At 39.4% G+C, this 25,695-nt stretch carries 22 protein-coding genes and 1 rRNA gene; 17 read left to right on the forward strand and 6 right to left on the reverse strand.

Annotation, left to right across the window (positions count from 1 at the left end):
- Positions 1–36: 36 nt before the first annotated feature.
- The gene (locus FA727_RS22460; protein ID WP_136833698.1) at positions 37–1,287 is read left to right on the forward strand and encodes an exo-beta-N-acetylmuramidase NamZ family protein; all 1,251 of its coding nucleotides are present in this window, start codon (positions 37–39) and stop codon (positions 1,285–1,287) included.
- 123 nt (positions 1,288–1,410) lie between these two features.
- Here FA727_RS22460 and FA727_RS22465 read toward each other — a convergent pair whose 3' ends face one another.
- From FA727_RS22465 to FA727_RS22475, 3 genes are all read right to left on the reverse strand, one after another.
- Positions 1,411–2,661, reverse strand: a complete 1,251-nt coding sequence (locus FA727_RS22465; RefSeq protein ID WP_136833699.1) for a YVTN family beta-propeller repeat protein — start codon at positions 2,659–2,661, stop codon at positions 1,411–1,413.
- A 37-nt stretch (positions 2,662–2,698) separates the two neighbouring features.
- Positions 2,699–3,028 (reverse strand): S-Ena type endospore appendage, encoded by a 330-nt coding sequence (locus tag FA727_RS22470; RefSeq protein ID WP_136833700.1) that lies wholly within the window; start codon positions 3,026–3,028, stop codon positions 2,699–2,701.
- 218 nt (positions 3,029–3,246) lie between these two features.
- Entirely contained in the window at positions 3,247–3,714 is a 468-nt protein-coding gene (locus tag FA727_RS22475) for an S-Ena type endospore appendage (protein ID WP_136833701.1), read from the reverse strand.
- Positions 3,715–4,029: 315 nt separating this feature from the next.
- Between FA727_RS22475 and FA727_RS22480 the strand changes: the two genes are divergently transcribed.
- The 3 genes from FA727_RS22480 (at position 4,030) to FA727_RS22490 (ending at position 9,281) form a co-directional block, all read left to right on the forward strand.
- Positions 4,030–5,940 carry a PTS mannitol transporter subunit IICBA gene (locus tag FA727_RS22480; RefSeq protein WP_136833702.1) on the forward strand — a complete coding sequence of 637 codons (1,911 nt, stop codon included), beginning with the start codon at positions 4,030–4,032 and terminating at the stop codon, positions 5,938–5,940.
- Positions 5,941–6,031: 91 nt separating this feature from the next.
- The gene (locus FA727_RS22485; protein ID WP_246042018.1) at positions 6,032–8,125 is read left to right on the forward strand and encodes a BglG family transcription antiterminator; all 2,094 of its coding nucleotides are present in this window, start codon (positions 6,032–6,034) and stop codon (positions 8,123–8,125) included.
- Positions 8,126–8,138: 13 nt separating this feature from the next.
- A complete protein-coding gene (locus FA727_RS22490; protein ID WP_136833703.1) occupies positions 8,139–9,281 on the forward strand; it encodes a mannitol-1-phosphate 5-dehydrogenase in 1,143 nt (380 codons plus the stop codon).
- Positions 9,282–9,283: 2 nt separating this feature from the next.
- On the opposite strand, the gene FA727_RS25010 is transcribed toward FA727_RS22490, so the two are convergent.
- A complete protein-coding gene (locus tag FA727_RS25010; protein ID WP_281280942.1) occupies positions 9,284–9,418 on the reverse strand; it encodes a hypothetical protein in 135 nt (44 codons plus the stop codon).
- 161 nt (positions 9,419–9,579) lie between these two features.
- On the opposite strand from FA727_RS25010, the gene FA727_RS22495 reads away from it, so the two are divergent.
- From FA727_RS22495 to salA, 10 genes are all read left to right on the forward strand, one after another.
- Positions 9,580–10,002 carry a MarR family winged helix-turn-helix transcriptional regulator gene (locus FA727_RS22495; protein WP_136833704.1) on the forward strand — a complete coding sequence of 141 codons (423 nt, stop codon included), beginning with the start codon at positions 9,580–9,582 and terminating at the stop codon, positions 10,000–10,002.
- A gap of 23 nt (positions 10,003–10,025) precedes the next feature.
- On the forward strand, positions 10,026–11,789 hold the full coding sequence (locus tag FA727_RS22500) for an ABC transporter ATP-binding protein (RefSeq protein ID WP_136833705.1): 1,764 nt from the start codon (positions 10,026–10,028) through the stop codon (positions 11,787–11,789).
- 52 nt (positions 11,790–11,841) lie between these two features.
- A complete protein-coding gene (locus tag FA727_RS22505) occupies positions 11,842–13,626 on the forward strand; it encodes an ABC transporter ATP-binding protein (RefSeq protein ID WP_136833718.1) in 1,785 nt (594 codons plus the stop codon).
- A 265-nt stretch (positions 13,627–13,891) separates the two neighbouring features.
- On the forward strand, positions 13,892–14,749 hold the full coding sequence (gene licT, locus FA727_RS22510) for a BglG family transcription antiterminator LicT (RefSeq protein ID WP_136833706.1): 858 nt from the start codon (positions 13,892–13,894) through the stop codon (positions 14,747–14,749).
- Between the two features lie 526 nt (positions 14,750–15,275).
- On the forward strand, positions 15,276–17,171 hold the full coding sequence (locus tag FA727_RS22515; RefSeq protein WP_136833707.1) for a beta-glucoside-specific PTS transporter subunit IIABC: 1,896 nt from the start codon (positions 15,276–15,278) through the stop codon (positions 17,169–17,171).
- A 26-nt stretch (positions 17,172–17,197) separates the two neighbouring features.
- Positions 17,198–18,637 (forward strand): 6-phospho-beta-glucosidase, encoded by a 1,440-nt coding sequence (locus FA727_RS22520; protein ID WP_136833708.1) that lies wholly within the window; start codon positions 17,198–17,200, stop codon positions 18,635–18,637.
- A 25-nt stretch (positions 18,638–18,662) separates the two neighbouring features.
- On the forward strand, positions 18,663–20,108 hold the full coding sequence (locus tag FA727_RS22525; protein WP_136833709.1) for a glycoside hydrolase family 1 protein: 1,446 nt from the start codon (positions 18,663–18,665) through the stop codon (positions 20,106–20,108).
- Positions 20,109–20,227: 119 nt separating this feature from the next.
- Positions 20,228–20,671 carry a YbaK family protein gene (locus FA727_RS22530; RefSeq protein WP_136833710.1) on the forward strand — a complete coding sequence of 148 codons (444 nt, stop codon included), beginning with the start codon at positions 20,228–20,230 and terminating at the stop codon, positions 20,669–20,671.
- A gap of 96 nt (positions 20,672–20,767) precedes the next feature.
- On the forward strand, positions 20,768–21,487 hold the full coding sequence (gene cwlD / locus FA727_RS22535) for an N-acetylmuramoyl-L-alanine amidase CwlD (RefSeq protein WP_136833711.1): 720 nt from the start codon (positions 20,768–20,770) through the stop codon (positions 21,485–21,487).
- Between the two features lie 126 nt (positions 21,488–21,613).
- On the forward strand, positions 21,614–22,666 hold the full coding sequence (gene salA, locus FA727_RS22540; protein ID WP_136833712.1) for an iron-sulfur carrier protein/transcriptional regulator SalA: 1,053 nt from the start codon (positions 21,614–21,616) through the stop codon (positions 22,664–22,666).
- 37 nt (positions 22,667–22,703) lie between these two features.
- Here salA and gerD read toward each other — a convergent pair whose 3' ends face one another.
- A complete protein-coding gene (gene gerD / locus FA727_RS22545; RefSeq protein WP_136833713.1) occupies positions 22,704–23,282 on the reverse strand; it encodes a spore germination lipoprotein GerD in 579 nt (192 codons plus the stop codon).
- Between the two features lie 169 nt (positions 23,283–23,451).
- Between gerD and FA727_RS22550 the strand changes: the two genes are divergently transcribed.
- On the forward strand, positions 23,452–24,066 hold the full coding sequence (locus tag FA727_RS22550; RefSeq protein ID WP_136833714.1) for a KinB-signaling pathway activation protein: 615 nt from the start codon (positions 23,452–23,454) through the stop codon (positions 24,064–24,066).
- A 9-nt stretch (positions 24,067–24,075) separates the two neighbouring features.
- Here the strand turns inward: FA727_RS22550 and pdaB are convergent, their stop codons facing one another.
- Positions 24,076–24,828: a polysaccharide deacetylase family sporulation protein PdaB gene (pdaB, locus tag FA727_RS22555; RefSeq protein ID WP_136833715.1), complete on the reverse strand. Its 753-nt coding sequence runs from the start codon at positions 24,826–24,828 to the stop codon at positions 24,076–24,078.
- A gap of 131 nt (positions 24,829–24,959) precedes the next feature.
- On the opposite strand from pdaB, the gene FA727_RS22560 reads away from it, so the two are divergent.
- Positions 24,960–25,178, forward strand: a complete 219-nt coding sequence (locus FA727_RS22560; RefSeq protein ID WP_136833716.1) for a hypothetical protein — start codon at positions 24,960–24,962, stop codon at positions 25,176–25,178.
- Between the two features lie 322 nt (positions 25,179–25,500).
- Positions 25,501–25,695, forward strand: a 16S ribosomal RNA gene (locus FA727_RS22565); the annotation flags it as partial.

Genomic DNA, 25,695 nt, shown 5'->3' on the forward strand with positions numbered 1-25,695 from the left:
GATGGCTATTTTCCCTAAACATGAGGAGGGGAAGTCTTGAAAAAGTGGATCTCAGGTTTATTGGTTCTAGTTCTATTACTATCTACAGTTTCAGCAGCTGTTGCAAAAAACGATAAAGAGAAGAAAAAGGAAAAATTCCGGTTAGGCGTAGAGGTTTTGCTGAAGGATAAGATTGATTTGATCAAGGGTAAGCAGGTCGGCTTAATCACGAATCCAACCGGGGTTGATCAAAACGTAACCAGTATTGTCGATTTGCTCTTCAATCATCCCGATGTGAATCTAACTGCTCTTTATGGCCCCGAGCATGGTGTTCGTGGAAGTGCTCAGGCCGGTGAATATGTTGAACAATATACGGATGAAAAAACAGGGCTTCCAGTTTACAGTCTATATGGGCAGACGAAGAAGCCGACACCCGAAATGCTAAGCAATGTTGATGTATTGTTATTTGATATCCAAGACGTGGGGGCGCGTTTTTATACCTATATATATACCATGGCCCTTGCGATGGAAGCGGCAAAAGAGAATAATATCCCAATTATCGTTCTAGACCGTCCAAATCCAATCAGCGGGACAAAAGTCGAAGGACCTGTGCTTGAAGATAAGTACTCTTCTTTCATAGGTGAGTATCCGATTCCTGTTCGCCACGGGATGACGATCGGGGAGTTAGCCAAGCTTTTCAATAGAGAATTTGAAATTGGAGCAGATTTAACTGTTGTGGAAATGGAAGGCTGGAAGCGGAATACGTATTATGATGAAACGCCATTAGAATGGGTCCTTCCGTCTCCAAACATGCCAACATTAGAAACTGCGGTTGTCTACACAGGGGCTGCCCTAATCGAAGGAACCAATGTTTCCGAGGGAAGAGGAACAACAAAGCCATTCGAATTGATTGGAGCACCGTTCATAAATAGCGACGACTTAGCTTCCGAATTAAACTCTTACAAATTACCTGGTGTCACATTCCGTGCTGCATCTTTTATACCGACCTTCTCGAAGCATGCGAATGTTTTAAGCCATGGAATTCAAATTCATGTGACAGATAGACACTTGTTCAAGCCGTTTGAAACAGGATTGTATATCGTAAAAACAATCCATGATATGTACCCGAACGACTTCCAATTTAGAGCACCAAGTTCAGCAGGAATCTCCTTCTTTGATAATCTTGTTGGGAATGGTTCCGTCCGTGCTGGTATTGAAGCTGGAAAGAGTGTAGAAGAAATGCAAGCAGCATGGCAAGCGGATTTAGATGAATTTAAAGAGGTTCGTGAAAAGTATTTATTGTATTAACAGGAAGAGGGCCCTTTTTTGAGAGGCCCCTTCTTTGCCTTGGCTTTTACTTGTTTTAGGTCACTTGTGGGATCTGGCTACCCGGTAACAATTACGCGGGGGCCTCAATACGGTGCAAGGTGGTTATGTTCCGTCACATACTTGTCCAATCGCGATTCCCCTTGGACCACTTCCGACTAGGATTGTAGCGATTACCGTATTTGTGGTTGTGTCAATTACCGACACAGAACCAGAACCAGAATTTGTGACATACACAAGTGAGCCATCAGGTGTGACAGCAATTCCCCTTGGAATGCTACCCACAGGGATTGTGTCAATTACTGTATTTGTCATGGTGTCGATCACTGACACGTTGCCACTGTTAAAATTAGAAACATATGCGCGTGTTCCATCTGGTGTAATTACTATTCCTTCAGGACTGTCACCAACTGGGATGGTATCAATCACTGTATTGGATGCTGTATCAATGACCACAACCGTATCATTTAATTCAATTGTGACATACGCACGTGTTCCATCTGGCGTGATCGCTATCATGTTTGGAGCACCGCCAACCGGGATTGTTGCAATTACCGTATTTGTCGCAGTGTTAATCACTGAGATCGAACCGGATTGATTGGAAACATATGCACGTGTTCCATCAGGTGTAAAGGCAATTCCAAACGGCGACCCGCCCACTGGGATAGTGGCGATCACCATGTTAATTGACGTATCAATTACTGATACCGAGGCGCTGGCTTCATTTGAGACATAGGCACGTGTCCCATCAGGTGTGATGGCCACTCCTATTGGAGCATTTTGAACAGGAATTGTGGCTATAACGGTATTTGTCATGGTATCGATCACTGATACGGTATCCCCCTGGATATTTGTGATATAGACTAGTGTCCCATCTGGTGTAATAGCGGCTCCAAACGGTTGATCCCCAACTGGGATTGTTGCGATTACAGTATTTGTTGCGGTATCGATAACTGAAACTGTATCACTTCCACCATTTGTGACATATGCCAAGACATCACAAACAAGTGGTGGAGGAGCTACGTTACAAAGACTTCGGTACAGTGTGATGCAGTATGTTCCGCTGTCCCCTACGCCTGCGGTAATGGTCAAGGAAGTCGGGCTATTCACAGATTGAGTATCCGTATTGCCTGGTGATGCGCTCAAAGTTATTGGTTGGGTAGCGTCTCCTGTAGCGGTCACTGTTCCTGAACTGAAAGTGTCGTTAAACAATTGAAATGTTCCTGAACGATAACTGCCAGCTGTGGCACTCCATACTTCTGTGCTGTCTAAGGGACCATTAAAGTTTCCGCACAGGATCTCTTGAACAATCGGACATGGTGGACAACAGCTTCCTCTGTTTTTTTTCGATTTCATTTTTATCCACCTCCTTAAAATGAAATAAGCTCCTACCTTAAGCTAAGACACGCTTGTACAATGTAATACAGTACGTCCCACTGTCACCATCAGCTGAAGTAATTGTAAACGAAGTCGGATTGTTGACAGATTGGGTATCAGTATTCCCTGGTGCAGAGCTTAAAGCGATGGCAGGTGTTGCGTCTCCTGCTGCTGTGACAGGCCCAGTGCTTCCACTAGAATTGAATAGCTGAAATGTTCCAGCGATGTAGGCACCAGCTGGGGCACTCCAAACTTCTTCAGCTGTTAATGCTCCACTAAAGTTTCCACAAAATTCTTCTTGGAAAATCTCCGGCTCGGGACAACAACCACTTGAATTACAAGACATTGAACATTCTCCTTTTCTTAAGTAGTAAAAGATAGATTTAGGGTTCTCTCTACAAACATAAGTGGTTAAAATCTTGTGCTTATATGTAGAGATAAATGAGTATAAGGGTTTTCTATCTTTTCTATTACTAGAATATTGAAGAGAGTTTAAAAGGAGTGTATGCTTGTCCAGCTTAATTGAAATATGTTATTTCATTAAACGATAACTATAACTCTCCTTTATTCAACCGGTTCGTGATGATGGAAGGGTAGAACTTTATAAAGAGTAATGCAGTAAGTGCCATTGGAACCAGGAGGGGCATTGATTGTAAAAGAAGTTGGGTTTATGGCTGCTCTAGAAATCGTAAAGCCTGGTCTGACTGCTGGGAGGATAATAGATGGAGTAGCATCGATAGACACCGTTACATCGGCAACACTACTTGAGGAATTGAAAACTTGAAAGGTTCCCTGTAGATAATGGTTGGAAGGAGCCTGCCAAACCATTTCTTCTCCATCAGTAAAATTCCCGCAAAATTCTTCTTTGATAATAGTGCAGGACTGCGTATGATTGTGATGATGGTCGTGTTCATTATCATGGTCATGATCGTGTGTGTGATGGTGCTCGAGATCGATTTTCTTAATTATGTTAAAAACACATAGTTCTTTTGGCCATAATAACCAACATGACCGAATGAGTTTATGAAGCATTAAACTACACCTCTTCTTTCGTAAACATGATTACCCTATTTTATGGGACGTGTCTTTAAATGGTGTTAGGTAAATTGGAAAAAATGATAGAGGAATTACTAGGTTAAAAACATTTGAACAAGCGGATTTATAAATCATTTGGATATTAATGATTAAGCTTGCTCTACCATTTCTGTAAATGAATACCTTCCTTATTTTTGAGAAACACTACTTTTGTCATTATGCGTGCGACAATTATGGGTTTTCACTTTGTTGATGGTGCTTTCATTTTAGGTTACGATGATAGTCGACTCGAAAATTAAAGGAGAGAGTAACATGTCTCAGTCTAATATAAAAGTGGCTGTACAGAAGTTTGGAAACTTCTTAAGTTCCATGGTTATGCCGAATATCTCAGCATTTATCGCATGGGGTTTAATTACAGCACTATTCATACCTACAGGCTTCTGGCCAAATGAAAGCCTTGCCAATATGGTTGACCCAATGGTCAAATATCTATTACCAATTATTATCGGATATACAGGTGGTAAGCTTGTACACGACCAGCGTGGAGCTGTTGTTGGTGCAATTGCAACAATGGGGGTTATCGCAGGTTCAGAAATCCCAATGTTCCTTGGTGCAATGGTTATGGGTCCACTTGGTGGATGGGTAATCAAAATGTTCGACAAGTGGATCGAAGGAAAGGTTCGTGCAGGCTTTGAAATGCTTGTGAACAACTTCTCTGCTGGAATTCTAGGTGCAATCCTTGCGATTCTTTCATTCTTAGGAATTGGCCCAGTTATTTCTACGTTTACAGATTGGTTAGTAGCAGGAGTTGACTGGTTAGTTGGAACAGGACTTCTACCATTAACAAGTATCTTAATCGAACCAGCGAAAGTATTGTTCTTGAACAATGCAATCAATCACGGTGTTCTTTCACCGATTGGTGTCGAACAAGTAAAAGAAACTGGACAATCTATTTTGTTCCTTCTTGAAGCAAACCCTGGACCTGGTATTGGTGTCCTACTTGCTTATATGTTCTTTGGAAAAGGGGCTGCAAAAAAATCAGCACCTGGTGCAGGAATTATTCACTTCTTTGGTGGTATACATGAGATTTACTTCCCGTATATTCTAATGCGTCCACTTCTTATTGTTGCAGTTATCCTTGGTGGAATGAGCGGTGTGTTCACATTAGTTATGCTTGGTGGCGGATTATTCGCTCCATCATCACCAGGAAGTATTCTTGCGATTACAGCGGTAACACCTCATCATGCAAGTGCGTATATTGCTAACTTTGCTGGTGTTATCGTAGCAGGAGTTGTATCATTCATCGTTTCATCCTTTATCTTAAAAACAGGTAAGCAAAGCGAAGATGATATTGAAGCTGCTACTCAAAAAATGCAAGAAATGAAAGGCAAGAAAAGCTCGGTTGCAGGTGCTTTAACAGAGAACCAAGGAGCTATGCCTGATAACGTTTCAAAAATTATCTTTGCTTGTGATGCGGGAATGGGTTCAAGTGCAATGGGTGCATCACTTCTTCGTAAAAAAGTAAAAGAAGCTGGAATCAATGTGAATGTAACAAATACATCTATCAGTAATCTTCCAGCTGATGCGCAAATCGTTATTACGCAAGAAGAATTAACGCCAAGAGCGCGCAAACAAGTACCAAATGCTTATCATATTTCAGTGGACAACTTCTTATCTAGCCCTGAGTACGATAATTTAATTAGTAAGTTACAATTCCCAGCTAATTCTGAACTTCATGAAATTGTCGATGATGCAGAAGAAGCGGGTACGGATAACGTAGAACAGGAAAACCATTCAGATGATTTACTTCGTCCGGAAAATGTCTTCATTAACAAAGAATTTGCTAATAAAGAAGAAGCCATCCGTTTTGCTGGTAGAGCATTAGTCGATGCAGGTTATGTCGATGAGAGCTATATTGAAGCAATGATTGAACGTGATAACATGACTTCTACTTATATGGGTAACGATGTTGCGATTCCACACGGTACAGAAGATGCAAAGAAGGCAGTATTGAAATCTGGTTTCACGGTTCTTCAGATTCCAAACGGTGTAGATTTTGATGGTCAAAAAGTTCGTCTTGTTTTCGGTATCGCTGGAAAAGACGGCACACATCTTGAAATCTTATCTGGAATTGCAGTAACTTGCTCAGATATGGAAAATATCGAAAAATTGGTTAGTGCAAAGACTGCACAGGAAATTATCGATATTCTTGGCAAGAAATAAATGATATGAACTGGCTGAATAGAAAAGCGTATATTTGCGCTTTTCTTTTCAGCGTTTTTCGTCACTTTACTTTAGGAACGAGTTGATAACTATGCATATTACTTCGAGAGAGAAAGCCATTATTGAACTGATTATTAAAACATCAGGGAAGCACACGGCTTTATCGATTGCGTCTTCTCTACATGTAAGTGCTAGGACAATTCAACGAGATTTAAAGTCAGTAGAAAAGATCCTTCAACATTTTGATCTTCGACTGACCCGCAACAAGAACCAAGGGCTAGTGATTGAAGGGAAGGATGAACAGATTTTCCGTCTCATTCAGCATTTAGCCAGGAGTGAGCTAATTGATGAACCGTTACAGGAACGTAAGCTTCGTCTATTACTTGCTGTTCTAGAAGAAGATTTGTATAAAACACAAGTGCTATCCAGCCATCTTGGAATTAGTACAGCGACTCTCGCTACTTATCTCGATGAGTTAGCAGAATGGTTAAGCCATTTTCAACTAGAGCTTACGAGAAAAAGAGGAGTAGGTGTCGAACTAAATGGGGCAGAATCAAACCGTCGTAGAGCGATCGTCCACTTTTTCCTGCAATACTTCCATGAGGAATTAATTGAAAAACTATTTTTACTGGAACAAGGGAGACTATCCGAAGAAAAGGTTCTGCACTATTTTAATGCAAGACTTCTTTGGGAAGTGAACTCGCTTGTAAATGCAACTTTTCAAGGTGCGCCCGGTCGACTTGCTGATAGTGGCTATTTGGAAATCGTATTACATATTTATATCACACTTCAGAGAATTGACGAGGATTTCTTCATTGAAGAAGATACTTGCATCGCTGAGAATGAAGTTGTGGCTGAGTTCGAAGTCATGCAGACCATTGCTAGTGAACTGGAACAGAAAATAGACGTAGAATTTTCAGAGTATGACCTCTTTTATTTGGCGCTCATACTTAAAGGTACGAAGCTCCGAGGAGCTGAAGGGGTACCTTATGACAGCATTGTCCTTGCGCAAATGATTAAAAACATGATTCAGTCTGTTTCAGAGCAAATACATGTTGATTTAACACAGGATTTTTCACTTTTTCAAGGGTTGCTCGCCCATACGGGACCATCCTTATTCCGTATTAAACAAAAAATGGAGTCCTTTAATCCGCTTAAAGAGGAGATTATGGGGAAATATCCGGTACTCTTTATGGCAGTGAAAAATAGCGTTGAAAAGGAATTCAAGGATATCGAAGATTTTCCTGATGACGAAATTGCTTTTATGGTTCTCCATTTTGGTTCTGCTCTCGTAATGCGGGAAGAGAATATGGCGATTAAAGCATTGGTTATTTGTCCGACGGGAATTGGCACTTCGAAAATGCTTGCGAGCCGAATTAAAAAGGAAATCAGTGAAATTAGTTTGATTGATATCAAATCCATTAAGGAAATCACAGAGCAGGTGGACCTTGATGAATATGATATGATTCTATCAACGGTCCGTCTGCCATTTGTGAAAACGGAATATGTCTTAGTAAACCCTCTTTTGACAGAGGATAATATCAAGACGATTAAAACATTTTTGCAGAATCATATTGAATCGATCACGAAGGGTCAAGGTTATTTAAAAACTGTTCCGTCTGAGCCTAATTCAACTGAACAGAATCTAGGGTTAGTAGAGATGTTGCGAGAATTGAAGGATGTTCAAGAAAGCATTGAGGCGATCGTTAAAAATTTTCGCTTCTATCGGATGGAAATATGGGGAAGTCAAGAGGATATTCTGGAAGCAATGCTTGCAAAGGCTGAAGCGGAACATTTGCTGACAGAACCAAAGGATGTTTTGCATTCCCTGAAGGAGCGGAGCAAAAAAGGCGGTCTCGGAATTCCACAGACGAACATTGCTCTTTTTCATGCTAGGAATGAGCATGTTCATCAACTTGTTTTCCAAATTGCTCACCTTCCGAACCCCTGTCTTGTCAAAGGGATGGATGGAAACGATGTGTGGATGAAAAACTTGCTTCTCATGCTCGCACCAGCGGAATTAAGCCAGAGAGAACAGGAAATATTAAGCTTGATTAGTACGAGCATTATTGAAACGGATGAGGCTCTGCTTATATTTTCCTCAGCAAATGAGGAGTTAATAAATAAAAGATTAGAATCGATTTTTGTGAAGTATCTGGAAAGTAATTTTAAAATTTATAGATAAAGGAATGATTCAGATGAAAACAGCAGTACATTTTGGGGCAGGAAATATCGGTCGAGGATTTATTGGAGCTCTTTTTTCACAGTCTGGATACCATGTAACTTTCGTAGACATTGCAGATGCAATCATTGATCAATTGAATGCAGAAAAGAAGTATCAAGTGAAATTAGCAACAGATGCAAAAGAATCTGTAACGATTGAAAATGTTTCTGGGTTAAATAATCTAAAGCAAGAACAAGAAGTGATCAATGCGATTAAGGATGCTGCCTTTTTAACAACAGCCATTGGACCAAACATTCTTCCACGAATTGCTCCGTTAATTGCAAAAGGTTTAACAGCAAGAGTAGAATCATCTAGTGAAAAGCTATATGTGATTGCTTGTGAAAACCAAATTTCAGCGACTGATCTTTTAAAAGGCTATATCATGGAACACCTTGATGAGCAAACAAAAGTGAAGGTATTAGCTCAAGTTTCATTCTTGAATTCAGCGGTTGACCGAATCGTGCCAATTCAAAACAACGAAGGTTCCCTTGATGTTCTTGTTGAGCCTTACTATGAGTGGGTTGTGGAAACAACTGAAGAAATTCCACATATCGAAGGAATGACAATTGTTCCTGAATTAGCACCTTTCATTGAAAGAAAGCTATTTACTGTTAACACTGGACATGCTGTGATTGCATACTTCGGTTACCTTGCAGGGAAGGAAACAATCGACCAAACATTAGCCGATGAAGAAATTTACAAGCAAGTAAAGGCAACTCTAGGAGAGACTGGTGCTTACCTAATTAACGAATACAACCTAGATCCAGCAGAGCATCAGAAATACATTGATAAAATCATTGGTCGTTTCGAAAATGCTCATTTAAATGATGGTGTGACACGTGTAGGTCGTTCTCCACTTCGTAAGCTTGGTCATGAAGACAGGCTTGTACGCCCAGCATTACAAGCACAAAAAGCAGGTCTATCTTACACAAACTTAGCGAAGGCGATTGCTGCTGCATTGCTATTTGATTTCTCTGGAGATGAGGATGCAGGTAAGCTGCAAGAGATGATCAAAGAAAATGGTGTTGTTCAAACACTACAAGAAGTATCTGGTTTAGATGCATCAAACGAGTTAACTAAAGAAGTTGTGGCTAAATATGAAGCATTAAAGAACTAATTTTATTGACTTCCGAGAATATTTTCTTGGAGGTCTTTTTTGCTGTTTTCGTACGGATTATTGTTATGGAATGGTCCTAATGCCGACCATTCCGTTTCATACAGGGCATAATCCCACGCATAGAAAGTCCACAGCACTTTTCTCAAACTTTTTCGATAACGAGTCTACTGGAAATAACGATTTTGTCCTTCATTTTATCTTTCAAAGCAACAATATTTGAGAAAAGAGCCTTTTTTTTGACAAAGGATATCAATGAGCGTATTATCTAATAGTGTTAGATAAATTCAGGAGGAGTGTTATGGATTTCAAGGAGTTAGCGTTTGAACTACTTGTTACTATGAAGAACACCTTCAAGATGCCGATTCATGAAAAAATTGGAGGTATCTCTCAAGGCGAGATGAGGATATTGGGGCATATTATGTTCCGAGGTGTCGGTGTCACAGCGGGCGAACTAAGTGAGCAATTAGGTTTCACGACCCCGCGTGTTGCTAGTGCTCTAAATAGCTTATCGAAAAAAGGATATATTGAACGTAGTCGTAATCCGGATGACAAGAGAATGGTGATCGTGCAAGTGACTGACGCGGGAAAGGATTTTTTGATCAAGCGTCGGCAAGAAGTGGTAGGTATGACAGAACAAATGCTTGAGAAATTAGGCGAGAAAGATGCAAAAGAACTAATTCGAATTCTAAAACGAATAAATGAAATTACAAATCCAGAATAGAGCCTTAAGGAAGGGGTAAAAGCATGCTGAAAATTTTTAAGCATCTTCAGAAAAAAGAATGGATGCTCATATTTTGTAGTTTGATCTTCATCGTGGCCCAAGTGTGGCTCGATTTGAAGTTACCTGAATATATGGAAGAGATCACGATTCTCGTTCAAACAGAAGGCAGTGACATGAGCGATATTCTGCTAAACGGTGTATACATGATATTGTGTGCTGTTGGTAGCTTGGTAACAGCGATTATTGTTGGTTACTTTGCAGCCAAAGTGGCAGCAGGATTTTCTGTGCGAATCCGTGGAAAGGTGTTTGACAAGACGTTGTCTTTTTCGATGGAAGAGATCAATGGTTTTTCAACGCCTAGTTTGATTACGCGTTCGACAAATGATATTACGCAAATTCAGCTGCTTATTGCGATTGGTCTACAGGCACTTGTGAAGGCGCCGATTCTAGCAGTTTGGGCAATTTTAAAAATCATGGGGAAAAGTTGGGAATGGACGGCAACGACAGGAGTTGCTGTGCTATTACTGATTTTGATGCTCTCACTCATTGTGATTTTTGCCTTACCGAAGTTTAAAATCATCCAGACTCTGACTGATAATTTAAACCGTGTAACAAGAGAGAACCTCACCGGGATTCGTGTTGTTCGCGCCTATAATGCTGTGGAATTCCAAGAAACTAAATTTGAAGAAGCGAATAACAATCTGACGAAAACGAACCTATTCACAAATAGAATGATGGCGATTATGCAACCAGGTATGGGTCTCATTATGTCGGGAATGAGCCTTGCGATTTATTGGATTGGTGCCTACCTTATTAATGGTGCTGCTTTACAAGATAGATTGACATTGTTCTCAGATATGGTTGTGTTCATGTCTTATGCCATGCAGGTTATTATGGCATTCATGATGCTTTCATTTGTATTTATTATGCTCCCTCGTGCTTCCGTTTCTGCGAAGCGTATCAATGAAGTGCTAGATACTGAAGCAAAGATTATTGATGGGGATCAAACCGAAGGAAAGGCCGGCATCTTAGGCGAAGTGGAATTCCGTAATGTGAGCTTCAAGTATCCAGATGCGTCAGATTATATCCTTCATAACGTTAGCTTTAAGGCTGGGAAGGGTGAAACAGTAGCCTTTATTGGTTCAACAGGAAGCGGAAAAAGTACCTTAATCAACCTGATTCCACGTTTCTATGATGCGACAGAGGGAGAAGTGTTGGTTGATGGTGTGAATGTCAAAGAATATACGCAGGAAGCGTTACACAATAAGCTTGGATATGTATCGCAAAAGGCCGTTTTATTTTCTGGTACTGTCTCTTCCAATGTTGACTATGGAGATAATGGGAAAGCAGAACCAGATGAAGCAGCCGTCAAGAAGGCTGTTGAAATTGCACAGGGTACTGACTTTGTAGAAAAAATGGAAGACCAATATGAGGCAACGATAGCTCAAGGTGGCACGAATATTTCTGGGGGACAAAAACAAAGATTGTCGATTGCACGAGCTGTGTATAAGAGACCGGAAATTTATCTATTTGATGATTCTTTTTCAGCGCTTGATTATAAAACAGATAAAGTCTTGCGAGCGACATTGAAAAAGGAAATTAAAGATGCCACCAACTTAATTGTGGCTCAACGTATTGGGACGATTAAGGACGCAGATCGAATTGTTGTGCTAGACGAAGGTGCGGTTGTTGGCATTGGTACACATGATGAACTGATGAAGACTTGTGGTGTCTACCAAGAAATCGCTTATTCCCAGTTATCGAAGGAGGAGCTTGAAATTGGCTAAAAAAGAAAAAGAGATTCCTCTTAATCAAAAAGAAGAGCATGGTCCAGGTCCTATGCCTGGTGGCCCGATGGGTCCTGGTGGAGGCAAAGCGAAAAATTTTAAAGAAACGATGAGGAAGTTGATCGCTTATTGTAAATCCTATGTGCCGCTGATTATTTTAGCATTGGTGTTGGGAATGGCGGGGGCTATTTTCAATATTATAGGGCCAGAGTATCTTAGTCAGATCACTGACATTATTGTAGAAGGAATTATGACAGAGATTGATTTGGATGCTGTTGTGGATGTAGCTATTTTCTTAGCGATATTGTATGGTGTCGGAGTTGTGTTCAATTATGCCCAAGGCTTCATTATGGCAACAATTACGCAACGCGTAGCTAAGAATTTACGTACGGATATTTCAACGAAGATTAATCGCATGCCACTTAAATATTTTGACAAAACGAGTTATGGAGATATTTTAAGTAGAGTTACAAATGATGTTGATTTGATCGGGCAAACGATGAATCAGAGTTTGGGGACACTTGTTGGTTCGATTACGATGTTCCTTGGCTCACTCATTATGATGTTTTACACGAACTGGATTATGGCGTTAGCTGCCATCGCTTCGACGATTGTCGGTTTTGTATTAATGGGTTCCATTATTTCAAAATCACAGAAATATTTTGTTCAACAACAACAACATCTAGGGAAGCTCAATGGACATATTGAAGAAGTTTATACGGGGCATAATGTTGTGAAAGTTTATAACGGCGAGAAGGAAGCGAAGAACGTATTCCATGATGTTAATACGAAATTGTATGATAGCGCGTGGAAGTCTCAGTTCATGTCAGGACTGATGATGCCGCTTATGATGTTTGTTGGGAATTTTGGCTATGTTGTCGTTTCGATTGTGGGAGCTGTGCTTGCTCATAATGGCTCCATCTCATTTGGTGTGATTGTCGCCTTTATGGTGTATATCCGCTTATTCACACAACCGCTTGCTCAGATTGCACAAGCTGCAACTGGACTACAATCTACTGCCGCTGCAAGTGAACGTGTATTTGAATTTCTTGCTGAGGAAGAATTGCAGGATGAAAGTGATAAACACGAAAGACTTGAAACAGCCAAAGGCGATGTCGAGTTTAGAAATGTCCGCTTTGGTTACAGCGATGATAAGTTAGTTATTAATAACTTTTCAGCAAAAGCAACAGCGGGTCAAAAGGTGGCTATCGTTGGTCCGACTGGTGCTGGTAAGACAACATTAGTGAATCTACTCATGCGCTTCTATGAAATCAACGATGGTGAAATCTTGATTGATGGTGTGCCGATTCGAAATCTCACTCGCGAAAATATTCATGATCTTTTCTGTATGGTTCTTCAGGATACTTGGTTGTTTGAAGGAACAATTCGTGAGAACATCGTCTTTTCTAAAAAGGGCGTAAGTGATGAAGAGGTTGAGGCCGCATGTAAAGCAGTAGGTCTACATCATTTTATAAAAACATTGCCTAAGGGCTACGACACAGTCCTTGATGACAAAGCAAACCTATCTGCTGGGCAGAAGCAGTTGATCACGATTGCCCGTGCAGTAGTTGAAAATGCGCCATTGCTTATTTTGGATGAAGCAACAAGCTCGGTTGATACTCGTACCGAAGTGTTGATTCAAGAGGCAATGGATAAGCTAACTGTTGGCAAGACGTCCTTTGTAATTGCCCACAGGTTATCCACAATTAGAAATGCGGACTTAATCCTTGTGATGAAGGATGGAGATATTGTGGAAAGTGGTAATCACGAAGAGCTACTTTCGAAAAATGGTTTCTATGCTGACCTTTATAACAGTCAGTTTGAGGATGCTTCATAATAAATTTACCCCCTGCGCCTTTGTGTGCGGGGGATTTTTTCTATGTAAAAAGAACTACGCTTGACAATTCAAAATCTTGGTGAAATAATGTTAGTAACCGTTTTCAATCAAATAAATTGGATTGTTACTGTTCGGCAGGCAAAACCTAATTTTGTGAGAGGGTATCCTAAGGGTATTCTTTTGTCAATTTTAGGTTTTTTTTAATAATTCCAGGTGTAATTCCTGTGTTTACGCTTTTCTATAGGGGATTAGAGGAGAGTTAGATATGGAAATCAGAAAGATATTGAACAATAATGTGGTAGTGACGAATAACGTCGATAACCAGGAAATTGTTGTAATGGGGAAGGGACTAGCATTTCAGAAACGAATAGGCGATGCGATCGATATTTCGAAAATCGAGAAGACATTTGTGCTGGAGACCCATGGAATTGCAGAGAAACTAGCAAAGCTGTTAGCAGATACTTCTGAGCTATATTTGGGCATCTCCTCGAAAATTATCCAATATGCACAGTCTGCTCTTCCTTATAAATTGGACGAGTACCTATATGTCGCATTAACGGATCACTTAAGCTTTGCGATTAGCCGGTATAAGCAAGGAATTCATTTGAAAAATGCTCTCCTTTGGGAAATTCGAAAGTATTATAAAGAAGAATACCAGGTGGCTTTAAAAGCGTTAGAAATCATTGAAAAGGATACTGGTGTGAGGCTTGGCGAGGATGAGGCTGCTTCTCTAGCTTTGCACTTGGTCAATAGTCAGCTCTCTGGAGAAAATATGGCAGCAGCCATTCAAATCACAGAAATAGTTAATACGATTTTGAATATCGTGAAATACCATTTTAAAATGGAATTAGATGAGAGCTCTGTCAATTACGAACGATTCCTCACTCATCTGCGGTTCTTTGCGATCCGCTTTATTCGCAATGAAAAACATGAGGATGGAGCAGATACTTTTCTTTATGAACAGATTCAGCAAAAGTATGTTGAAGCCTTTGTATGCACCAAGAAAATCACATTATATCTCGAGAATAGCTTCAATTGGAATCTGACAAAGGATGAAGAGATTTATCTAACTGTTCATATTCATAGGGTTACAGCACGACATGAATTGAATCAGAAAAATTGAAAATATTTTTATAATGAAAGCGTTGACGTTTTGAAAATACGATGATATCTTTTAGGTACAAACTTAATAACTTAAAAGGAATGTTACCTTTTTGGGCATAACCTGAATCGATTTGAAATGCACTATTTGTGTGTTCAAATTGGTTCAGGTTTTTTTATTAAAAGGCTCTTTTCGCAAAGAGTGTTGCTTTAAGATAAAAATTGATTAAATGTCTAGCAATATTGCGTCTTAAAAACAATAAAAGGTAGCGAAAAGTGCAGTGCAAAAATGATATGTAGCACTGAACCACCTGAAGGTGGCAGCGCCTCGTTTGAGGTGTAAATGTCGGCTTTAGATTTTTTTCGAAGAAAAAAATTAGGACATTGACGAAAAAAACAACAATCAATAAGTAGACAGCGTATTAAAAAAATTGCTGAATTAGCCATCTCTTTTCTCGCTAAGGACTTATAACTTTTATTCAAATTAGCAAAAAACACGGTGCGAAAAGAGTAACTATAAAAAATACAAATGAAAGCAGGGGTCAATGATGAAATATGAGCAATTAGCAAAAGACATTATTTCAAATGTTGGCGGAAAAGAAAATGTTAACAGTGTTGTCCATTGTATTACGCGCTTACGGTTTAAGCTAAAGGATGAAAGTAAAGCAAACACGGATGTACTAAAAAATATGGATGGCGTTGTAACCGTTATGAAAAGCGGCGGCCAATACCAGGTTGTTATTGGCAACCATGTGCCAGATGTATATAAAGCGGTTGTGGAAACTGGTGGGTTCCAGTCTTCAGCACCAGTAGCAGAAGATGATGGCAAAAAGCAGAACCCATTCAATCAATTTATTGATATTATCGCAGCAATTTTCACACCAATTTTAGGTGTCTTAGCTGCAACAGGGATGATTAAGGGTTTTAATGCGTTATTTGTAGCATTAGGATGGTTATCAAATACTTCTGGTACGTATCAAATCTTAAACGCTATCGGGGATTCTTTATTCTATTACCTGCCTATTTTCTTAGGCTATACAGCAATCAAGAAATTCGGTGGCAGTCCATTTGTCGGGATGGCGATTGGAGCAGCCTTGGTTTATCCAACATTATCTGGATTAACAGCAGGCGAACCGCTATACACACTTTTTGCAGGGACATTGTTTGAGTCACCGGTTCATATTACGTTCTTAGGCATTCCGGTTATCTTAATGACTTACTCATCTTCCGTTATTCCAGTAATCATTGCTGCTTACTTTGGTGCGAAAGTTGAAAATTGGTTAAAGACGGTAATTCCAGATGTCGTAAAAACATTCCTTGTACCATTCTTAGCATTACTAATTACGCTTCCGATTACATTTATCGTGATTGGTCCAGTTGCCACATGGGCAGGACAGCTATTAGGGGTAGCAACAACAAGTATCTACAACTTAAGTCCAATTATTGCAGGAATTTTCTTAGGAGCCTTTTGGCAAGTATTCGTTATTTTTGGTCTACATTGGGGCCTTATCCCCGTTGCGATTAATAACCTTGCTACACAAGGTGCAGACCCAATTTTAGCGATGATTTTCGCGGCTTCCTTTGCTCAAACAGGTGCTGTTCTTGGTGTTTGGTTAAAAACAAAACAGAAGAAATTAAAGTCTTTGAGTATTCCAGCCTTTATTTCAGGTATCTTCGGTGTAACTGAGCCAGCGATTTATGGTGTAACACTTCCTTTGAAAAAGCCGTTCATCATTAGTTGTATTGCAGCTGCTGTAGGTGGAGCTATTTTAGCAATATTCGGTACGATGGGTTATATGGTTGGTGGTCTAGGTATTTTCGGGATTCCATCCTATATTCATCCTGAATCAGGAATTGGCACAGGATTCTGGGGTAGCATTATCGCGATTGTAGTCGCATTCTTACTAGGGTTCATTCTTACTTATCTATTTGGAGTGGGAAAAGAAAAAACTTCTGAAACAACACCGATCGAAGCAAAAAAGTCTGATGTAAAAGTAGAAAATGTAGTCGTAGCTAGTCCGTTACAAGGTACATTGATGAACTTAAGAGATATTGAAGATGCAGCTTTTGCTTCTGGTGCTTTAGGAAAAGGCGTGGCAATCGAACCTACAGAAGGTAAATTATTTTCTCCTGTAACAGGTACGGTATCTGCCTTATTCCCATCGAATCATGCAATTGGAATTACAACAGAAGAAGGAACAGAAATTCTCATTCATATTGGTTTAGATACTGTACAACTTAATGGACAATATTTTACAGCCCATACGACACAAGGGGCGCGCGTAGAAAAAGGGCAATTATTGATTGAATTTGATATTGAGAAGATTAAAGAATCTGGATTTGCGGTTACTACGCCAGTAGTGATTACAAATCAAGGAGACTACCAATTAGAGACAACACTTAAAACTCAATTGAACGTGGGAGATCTACTCATTCAGGCTTAAAAAATGGATTGAAAGGAGTTTTTAAAATGGCAAAAACGAAATTTCCAGAAGGGTTTTTGTGGGGCGGTGCGCTTGCTGCAAATCAGGTAGAAGGAGCATATCTAGAAGGTGGAAAAGGTTTGACCACTGTTGATTTACTCCCAACTGGTGAAAAACGTTTCGAACTTATGCTAGGAAAAGTAGATTCATTGCGACCTATGGAAGGGTATTTTTACCCTTCCCATGAAGCAATTGATTTTTACCATACTTATAAGGAGGATATCGCGTTATTTGCCGAAATGGGCTTCAAAGCGCTCCGTGTATCCATCTCTTGGACACGAATCTTTCCAAATGGAAATGATGAGCAACCAAATGAAGCGGGACTTCAATTTTACGATGATGTATTTGATGAATTATTGAAATACGGGATCGAGCCAGTTGTGACGATTGCACATTTCGATGTTCCAGTCCATTTAGTAGAGCAATACGGTAGCTGGAGAAGCCGCGAACTTGTGAAGTTTTTTGAAAGGTACGCAACGATTCTTTTTGAAAGATATAAGGGAAAAGTGAAGTACTGGATGACATTTAATGAGATTAATATGCTTCTTCACCTGCAGTTTGTCGGTGCGGGACTAGTGTTCAAAGAAGGTGAAGACCAAAACCAAATTAAATACCAAGCTGCTCATCATCAGCTTGTGGCAAGTAGTCTAGCGGTTAAAGCGTGTCATGAAATTATCCCAGACGCAAAAATCGGTTGTATGTTGGCTGCGGGTTCAACGTATCCATATACATGTAATCCTGAGGATATTTATAGTGCTATGGAAAAAGATCGCGAGTCGTTCTTCTTTATCGATGTACAATCACGTGGTGAATATCCAGGTTATGCAAAGCGTTTCTTCAGAGATCACAATTTGAACATTCAAATGGAGCCTGAAGATGAAGAGATCTTAAAGAATCACACTGTTGATTATATTGGCTTTAGCTATTATGCAAGTCGTGTCACAAGTACAGACCCTGAAATCTTAAAACAGATGACTGGTGGAAACGTATTTGGTTCTGTTGAAAATCCTTATCTTGAAAAATCAGAATGGGGCTGGACCATTGATCCGAAAGGCTTCCGTATTACGGCAAATCAACTTTATGATCGTTATCAAAAGCCTTTGTTTGTCGTAGAAAATGGACTTGGGGCTGTAGATGAGGTTACACCTGACGGGGAAGTGCATGATGATTATCGAATTGATTACTTAGCTAAGCATGTAGCTGAAATAGCTGAAGCAATTGAAGATGGAGTTGAGATCATCGGGTACACAAGCTGGGGCCCAATCGATATTGTCAGTGCCTCTACTGGTGAAATGAAAAAACGTTACGGTTACATTTACGTTGATAAGGATAATGAAGGAAACGGGACGCTTAAGAGATTGAAAAAGAAGAGTTTCCATTGGTATAAGCAAGTGATTCAATCTAATGGAGAAAATCTAGAGAATTAAAAATCTGTGAAGAGGAGGAATAACAATGGCACAAACAAATAAAAGATTTCCAGAGGGTTTTTTATGGGGTGGTGCAACGGCTGCGAACCAAATGGAAGGTGGATTTCATGAAGGAAACAAAGGATTAAATATTGCAGATGTTCTTCCTGGTGGTAAAGAGCGACTCAAAGTACTTTCTGAGCCTGGTTTTAATTTTGAAATCGATCATTCAAAATACACGTACCCTAATCATGAAGGGATCGATTTTTATCATCGTTATAAAGAAGATATCGCATTGTTTGCTGAAATGGGCTTTAAAGCGTTCAGAATGTCGATTGCGTGGACACGAATTTTTCCTAATGGAGACGAGCTTGAACCAAATGAAGATGGCTTAGCATTTTATGATCGAGTCTTCGATGAACTTCGTAAATATAACATTGAACCGGTTGTCACGATTTCACATTATGAGATGCCAATTAATTTAGTAAAAGAATATGGTGGATGGAGAAGTCGTGAAGTTGTGACTTTCTTTGAACGGTATGTAAATGCGATTTTTAACCGTTTTAAAGATAAAGTGAAGTATTGGATGACTTTTAATGAAATTAACAGTGGATTGATGATGCCGATTATGGGGTTGGGTTTTGCGATTCAAAATGAAGAAGATCGTTACCGACCAACATTCCAAGCATTTCATCATCAGTTTGTAGCAAGCAGTATTGCCGTCAAGGCCTGTCATGAAATCATTCCAGATGCGAAAATTGGCTGTATGATAATTTACGCACCAGTCTATGCTTTCGATAGCAATCCGGAAAACCAATTATATGCACTGCAAGAGGAGCGCTTATTCAACTATTTCTGTGCGGATGTACAGGTACGTGGAGAATATTCACCTTTCATTAAACGATACTTCGAACAGCATAATATTGAGTTGGAAATTAAAGCAAGCGACCTTGAGCTTATCAAAGAACATACCGTTGATTATATTGCCTTTAGTTACTACATGTCTCGGACAGAAAAGAAAGTCAAGACAGATGAAGATAAAGCACATGGCAATATTTTATCTGGAATCAAGAATCCTTTCTTAAAAGCAAGTGACTGGGGCTGGGAAATCGATCCGACTGGATTAAGGGTGGCTTTGAACAAGTTGTATGACCGTTATGAAGTACCGCTATTTGTAGTAGAGAATGGATTAGGGGCGTATGACAAGTTAGAGGAAGACGGTTCTATCCAAGATGATTATCGCATTGATTATTTACGCGAGCATATTGCAGCTATGCGTGATGCAATCAATGAAGATGGCGTGGATATGATGGGCTATACAAGCTGGGGCTGTATTGACTTAGTGAGTGCATCAACTGGTGAAATGTCGAAACGCTATGGCTATATTTATGTAGATAAGCATGACGATGGCAGTGGAACTTTAGAACGTAAGAAGAAAAAGTCATTTTTCTGGTACAAGGACGTCATCGCAACAAATGGAGAAAAGTTATAAAATGTATCCCCTGCATCTTTGTGTGTGGGGGATTTTTCATGCAATAAAATTTGGCAGGAGCTGTTTTGGTATGTCTCCTTTCATGTCGATAAAGACTATTGAAAAGGGGTGAGCAATCAGTGAATGTGGTTACAACCTTTAATGAAAAAAGAAGAGAAAAACAACTTAAATATGAAAAATCAGTGTTAAAGGAAATTTCGTTAAAGAATTTGAAGGAACGGGTTACTCAATATTTTGGCTCATCTGATTTAACGTCGACTCTATTACTACAGGCGGGTGTTGAAGAGGCCTGCTACGACGTTGCGATAGAATCCTATTTGTTGGGCGCTCATTTTAGCCGTTTTGGGTATTATGGCGAGTCTGCCCAGGACGTGAAGAAACGCTGCCGCAAAGAAGAAAAGCATCTAGCTGACACGCTTTACAACTTTTTGCTCTATTGGGGCAAAGGGTCGGAAGCGGTGTACAGTGAATCACTCTATTATTTATGTGAACAGTATATTGAAAGCTGGTGGATGGAAGGCTTTCGTACGGGTGAAAGAAGACATAAATTAAGACTGCATTAAGGAGCTTCCACTTTTCGTTTTAAAATTGTTCTAATCATCCTTCTTGTCCCATATATTGAAATGTAAAGGACGAGCAGGAAGGACTGATTAAGGCAAATGAGTAAGAGATTAAAAATAGGGGCATTCCTTGTAGGTCTTACGTTGTTAATTTTTATTTTACAATATGATTTTCAAGAAGATGACTCAATTAAACCGTGGAATTTGCCTTTGTCAGGACAGATTATTCTTTTGGATCCAGGACACGGTGGACCGGACGGAGGAGCTGAAGGCGGGGATGCAATAGAGAAAGATATCGCCTTGAACATTTCTTTTAAGCTCCGGGATTATTTGCAGCAGCAAGGTGCCCTCGTAATGATGACAAGGGAAGAAGATACGGATTTGGCAGATGAAGATACAAAAGGGCTTAGTAGAAGAAAGACCGAGGATTTAAAAAGAAGATTGAAAATGATTAATGAATCGGAATCAGATTTCTATGTAAGCATTCATCTTAATGCCATTCCTTCCCCAAAATGGAGCGGAGCGCAAACATTCTATGCAGGTCACCTTTCTGAAAATGCGCGTGCTGCAAAATTCATTCAGGACGAACTTCGGACTAATTTAGAGAATACAACAAGAAGAGCGAAGCCAATTAATCAAGTGTACATTTTGAAATATGCTGAAAAACCGGGAGTTCTCGTGGAAGTTGGATTCTTATCGAACCCTACAGAACGCGAAAATTTACAAAGTGATGATTATCAAGACAAGGTAGCGGCTTCGGTCTACAAAGGAATCCTCCGCTACTATTCCCAAGAAGAAGAACTAGTCGAACCTGAGTAGGAAGGTGTATGCGCACCTTTCTTTTATTTTGAAAAAGCTATATAGGGTGTGATGCATTTAACAGCTTTACCCTAGTGAAATATGATATACTGATATTGGAAACGAATACAAGAAGGGGTGTCACAGATGTTAACAGAAGCAAAAGTTATTGAGATTCTTAACGGATTAAAGGAACCTTTTTTACATAAAACGCTCGAGGAATTAAACGCGGTCGAAGAAATCAAAATTAAAGAAGAAAAGAATCATGTAAGTGTCAAAATCGCGATTGCTAAAACTGGTACTTCTGAGCAGCTTCAATTACAACAACAAGTTGTTGCTTTATTAAAAGAGGCGGGTGCTGAATCCGTAGGAATTCGATTCTCTCAGCTTTCAGAGGAAGTGTTGGCACAGCACCGTACTGTTCAAGAAGAGAAGTCAGCAGGTCTCTTGTCTCCAAATAACAAAACAACTTTCATCGCCATTGCGAGTGGAAAAGGTGGCGTTGGTAAATCTACGGTTTCTGTGAACTTGGCTGTATCCTTAGCAAGACTAGGGAAAAAAGTAGGCTTAGTGGATGCGGATATTTATGGTTTCAGCGTCCCGGATATGATGGGAATTACACAACGTCCAGTTGTTAGAGGGGAAAAAATTATCCCTGTAGAGCGTTTTGGTGTACAAGTTATCTCTATGGGTTTCTTCGTTGAAGATAATGCACCAATCATTTGGCGTGGACCAATGCTAGGGAAAATGTTGAACAGCTTCTTCAATGAAGTTGAGTGGTCTGATTTAGATTATCTATTATTAGATTTACCACCAGGAACAGGTGATGTTGCTCTAGATGTTCACTCTATGCTGCCTTCTTGTAAGGAAATCATTGTCACTACACCACATCCAACTGCAGCATTTGTGGCTGCTCGTGCTGGAGCGATGGCATTAAGAACTGAACATGAAATCCTTGGTGTCATTGAGAACATGGCTTATTTTGAAAGTAAGTTAACTGGCGAAAAAGAATATGTCTTTGGTCAAGGTGGAGGAGAAAAGCTTTCTGAAGAGCTAAGAACGGAAGTATTAGGTCAGTTGCCACTGGGTCAACCTGATTGGGATGAGAACGATTTTGCACCATCCATCTATCAGGAAGATCATAAAATTGGTAAGCTTTACGCGGATATTGCGAAAAAGGTTATTGATAAATTAGCATAATAAAAATGAGGATGTCCACTTGGGCATCCTCATTCGTTTATTTCTCTTCTTCTTTTTTCTCTTCACTCTTGGCTTGCTCGGTTGCTGCCTTCAGTAAAATATCTTCAATTTTAGCTTTATAGAGCGGGCTTTCAAATGTTTCTGTCATGACAGATTGAATTTCTTTGCGATACTCATTGCTTTTCAATAAGGTTGTGACCTCTTTTGTTAATTCTGGATCCTTCATGAGCCCAATCATCATAGCCCTATATTCTGGATCCTTCATTAAATTCTTTAGTAGCTCCTCATGTTCTTTTTGCATCCCTTTTGCCATAGCTTCAGCAAATTTGGGATCTTCGAATTGTTTTTTCCAAAACTCTGCCCCTTTTTCAGAAGCTAGTGTCTTTTCTATTGTATCGGTGACAACAGTTTGATCCATCACAAGCTTTTCCTTCATCCCGTCATCTGCCATGATTTCTTGAAGAGCTTTTTTTCCATCGTCTGTTTTTAAAATATCGACAACCATCTTTTTCGTTTCTTCATAGTCCAACTCCCGACTAGCTGCGTCCGATTGAGCACAGCCAGCTAAGGCGAATGCAAGTAAAAGAATGAGGAGCAGATTTTGTTTATTCCTCATAATAAAGCTCCTTTCAAAAAATGCTAGAAGTAGACAATTTTTAAGCCTTTCTACCCTTAGGATGAAGAAATTCGACAATTTTTATGCGTTTTCATCGAATGCCTAGATTTTTCAATCTTTGGTTGGTACAATCGAAAGGGGAATCTAGAATCTTGGAGGAAAAGAAAACGTGAAAAGCCGTTATATTGTTCAATTATTTTTTTCCACATTGCTTGTGGGTGGGCTTGTAACTGGAATTCTAGGATTTATTGTCCGTTGGGATGAATTTCAAGTGTATTTTACGGATTTTGATATCCTTAAAATATTATCAACCTTATTTTGGTTATTTGGTGTCGGTCTAATTTTCAGCTTGGTGAGTCAAATGGGCTTCTTTGCTTATTTAACGGTTCACCGATTTGGTCTTGGAATATTTAAAGGGGTTAAATTATGGAACGCTGTTCAAATTGTTCTAGTCCTTTTTGTTTTATTTGATCTCGTCTATTTCCGCTATAAAGCGTTTGAAGGAAACGTAACCCCGTATTTCATTGATACATTGTTCTTGCTCATAGTTGCATTAGTTGTAGCGTATGTAAAAGCAAAGCAAACGAACAAAGAAGCCTTCGTTCCAGCAGTTTTCTTTATGGTGGTTGTAACTGTGATTGAATGGATGCCTGTTTTAAGAGTTAATGAACACAGTTGGCTCTACTTAATGCTTTTTCCATTATTAATATGCAACGCTTATCAGTTATTAATTCTACATAAATTAAATCAAAAGTCTGCACAAGAAAAGAAGCCTTCCAAGTAATGGATGGCTTCATTTTATTTCCTTCGAACTAGCGTCTGCATTAGCGATCATTTCTGAAATGGTCACAAAGGTTAACCCTTTCTTATTTAAATCTTTAATAATATTGGGGAGTGCTTGTGCTGTTTGTTTTGCTGAATCGGAAGCGTGAAAAAGAATAATATCGCCTTTCTTAGCGGAAGAGACATTCCTTACGATGGTATCCACGCCTGGGTTGGTCCAATCGTTTGAATTCAAACTCCAATGAACCAATGTAAGTCCAAGGCGATCAGCAACTTTTAATGTTTTTTGGTCAAAATGACCTGTAGGAGCACGTACCAACTTTATGTTTTTAACGTTTAGTTTCTTAAAGGCTTCTAGAGCTTTTGCAATATCTTTACGAACTTCTTTTTCTTCCACCTCGGTGTAGTCCACATAGTTATAGCCCAGAATTCCGACTTCATATCCATCCTTGATAATGCGTTCAACCAAAGTAGGGTGTCTTTCAGCCCATGATCCAGATAAAAAGAAGGTTGCGGCCGTAACTTTCTCTTTTTGCAATAAATCCAAAATCGGTTCGGCTTTTTCATCTCCCCATCCAATGTTGAAGGTTAAAGCAACGTTTCGTTCTCCTTTATAAACGGCTTTAGGTTCATCCTTATCCGAGAAAGTAGGGATATGAATGTAGTTTTCTAAATACAAAAACCATGCAGTAAAAAATGCAGCGATAATAACTAGAAAGAATTGCTTAACTGTTTTGCCATTCAATACATAAAAAAAGTTCACTTTGATCACCTCGTCCAATACACTCCTTGTCTCATAGGTATGCGGATTTCGGAAAAATATGTTAGAGACGTCATAAAAATAATCAAAATGGAAAACACTACAATAACCATTAATATTTAGGGGTGGTTATTGTGCTAGGGATGCTAATAAATGATAAAGAAGTTAAAGAAATTCAATACTTAATTAAAAGAGAAATGGATGAAATCCTGTTTGACTTAGATGATGAGAGGATTGACCATATCGTGAAAAGAGCGATGGAGGAACGGTATAAAATCCTATTTGCGTTATTTAAAAGGGTTGCACCATCGGAAGAATGTTTAATTTATTTGCGTACTTCAAAGAGTCTTTAAAAAAGTCTTTAAAAAAGTGTTGACATACATATTGTTATACTGATATATTAATAAACGTCGCTAAGGACAGCTTACATAAAACGAAAAAAGTTTTAAAAAAGTTGTTGACTTGAAAGTTCTTGATATGTTATATTGAGAAAGTCGCTTCTGGGCGATGAAGAAAAAAGTTTTCTAAAAGAAAACGAATGAATGATATTTTTTCTTTCGAAAAAAATCATTATTGCACTTTGAAAACTAAACAAATCATACGTCAACGTTAGTTTTATTTTAATGAAAAATATTTTCGCTAACGCGAAAAAATTTTAGAGCTAATTCTTACTCTTTATTGGAGAGTTTGATCCTGGCTCAGGACGAACGCTGGCGGCGTGCCTAATACATGCAAGTCGAGCGCTTGCGTATTGAAAGCTTGCTTTCAATATGCTTGAGCGGCGGACGGGTGAGTAACACGTGGGCAACCTGCCTGTAAGACTGGGATAACTTCGGGAAACCGGAGCTAATACCGGATAATGCTTTTGAA

This window comes from Robertmurraya kyonggiensis, from assembly GCF_005116465.1.
Taxonomy (GTDB): domain Bacteria; phylum Bacillota; class Bacilli; order Bacillales; family Cytobacillaceae; genus Robertmurraya; species Robertmurraya kyonggiensis.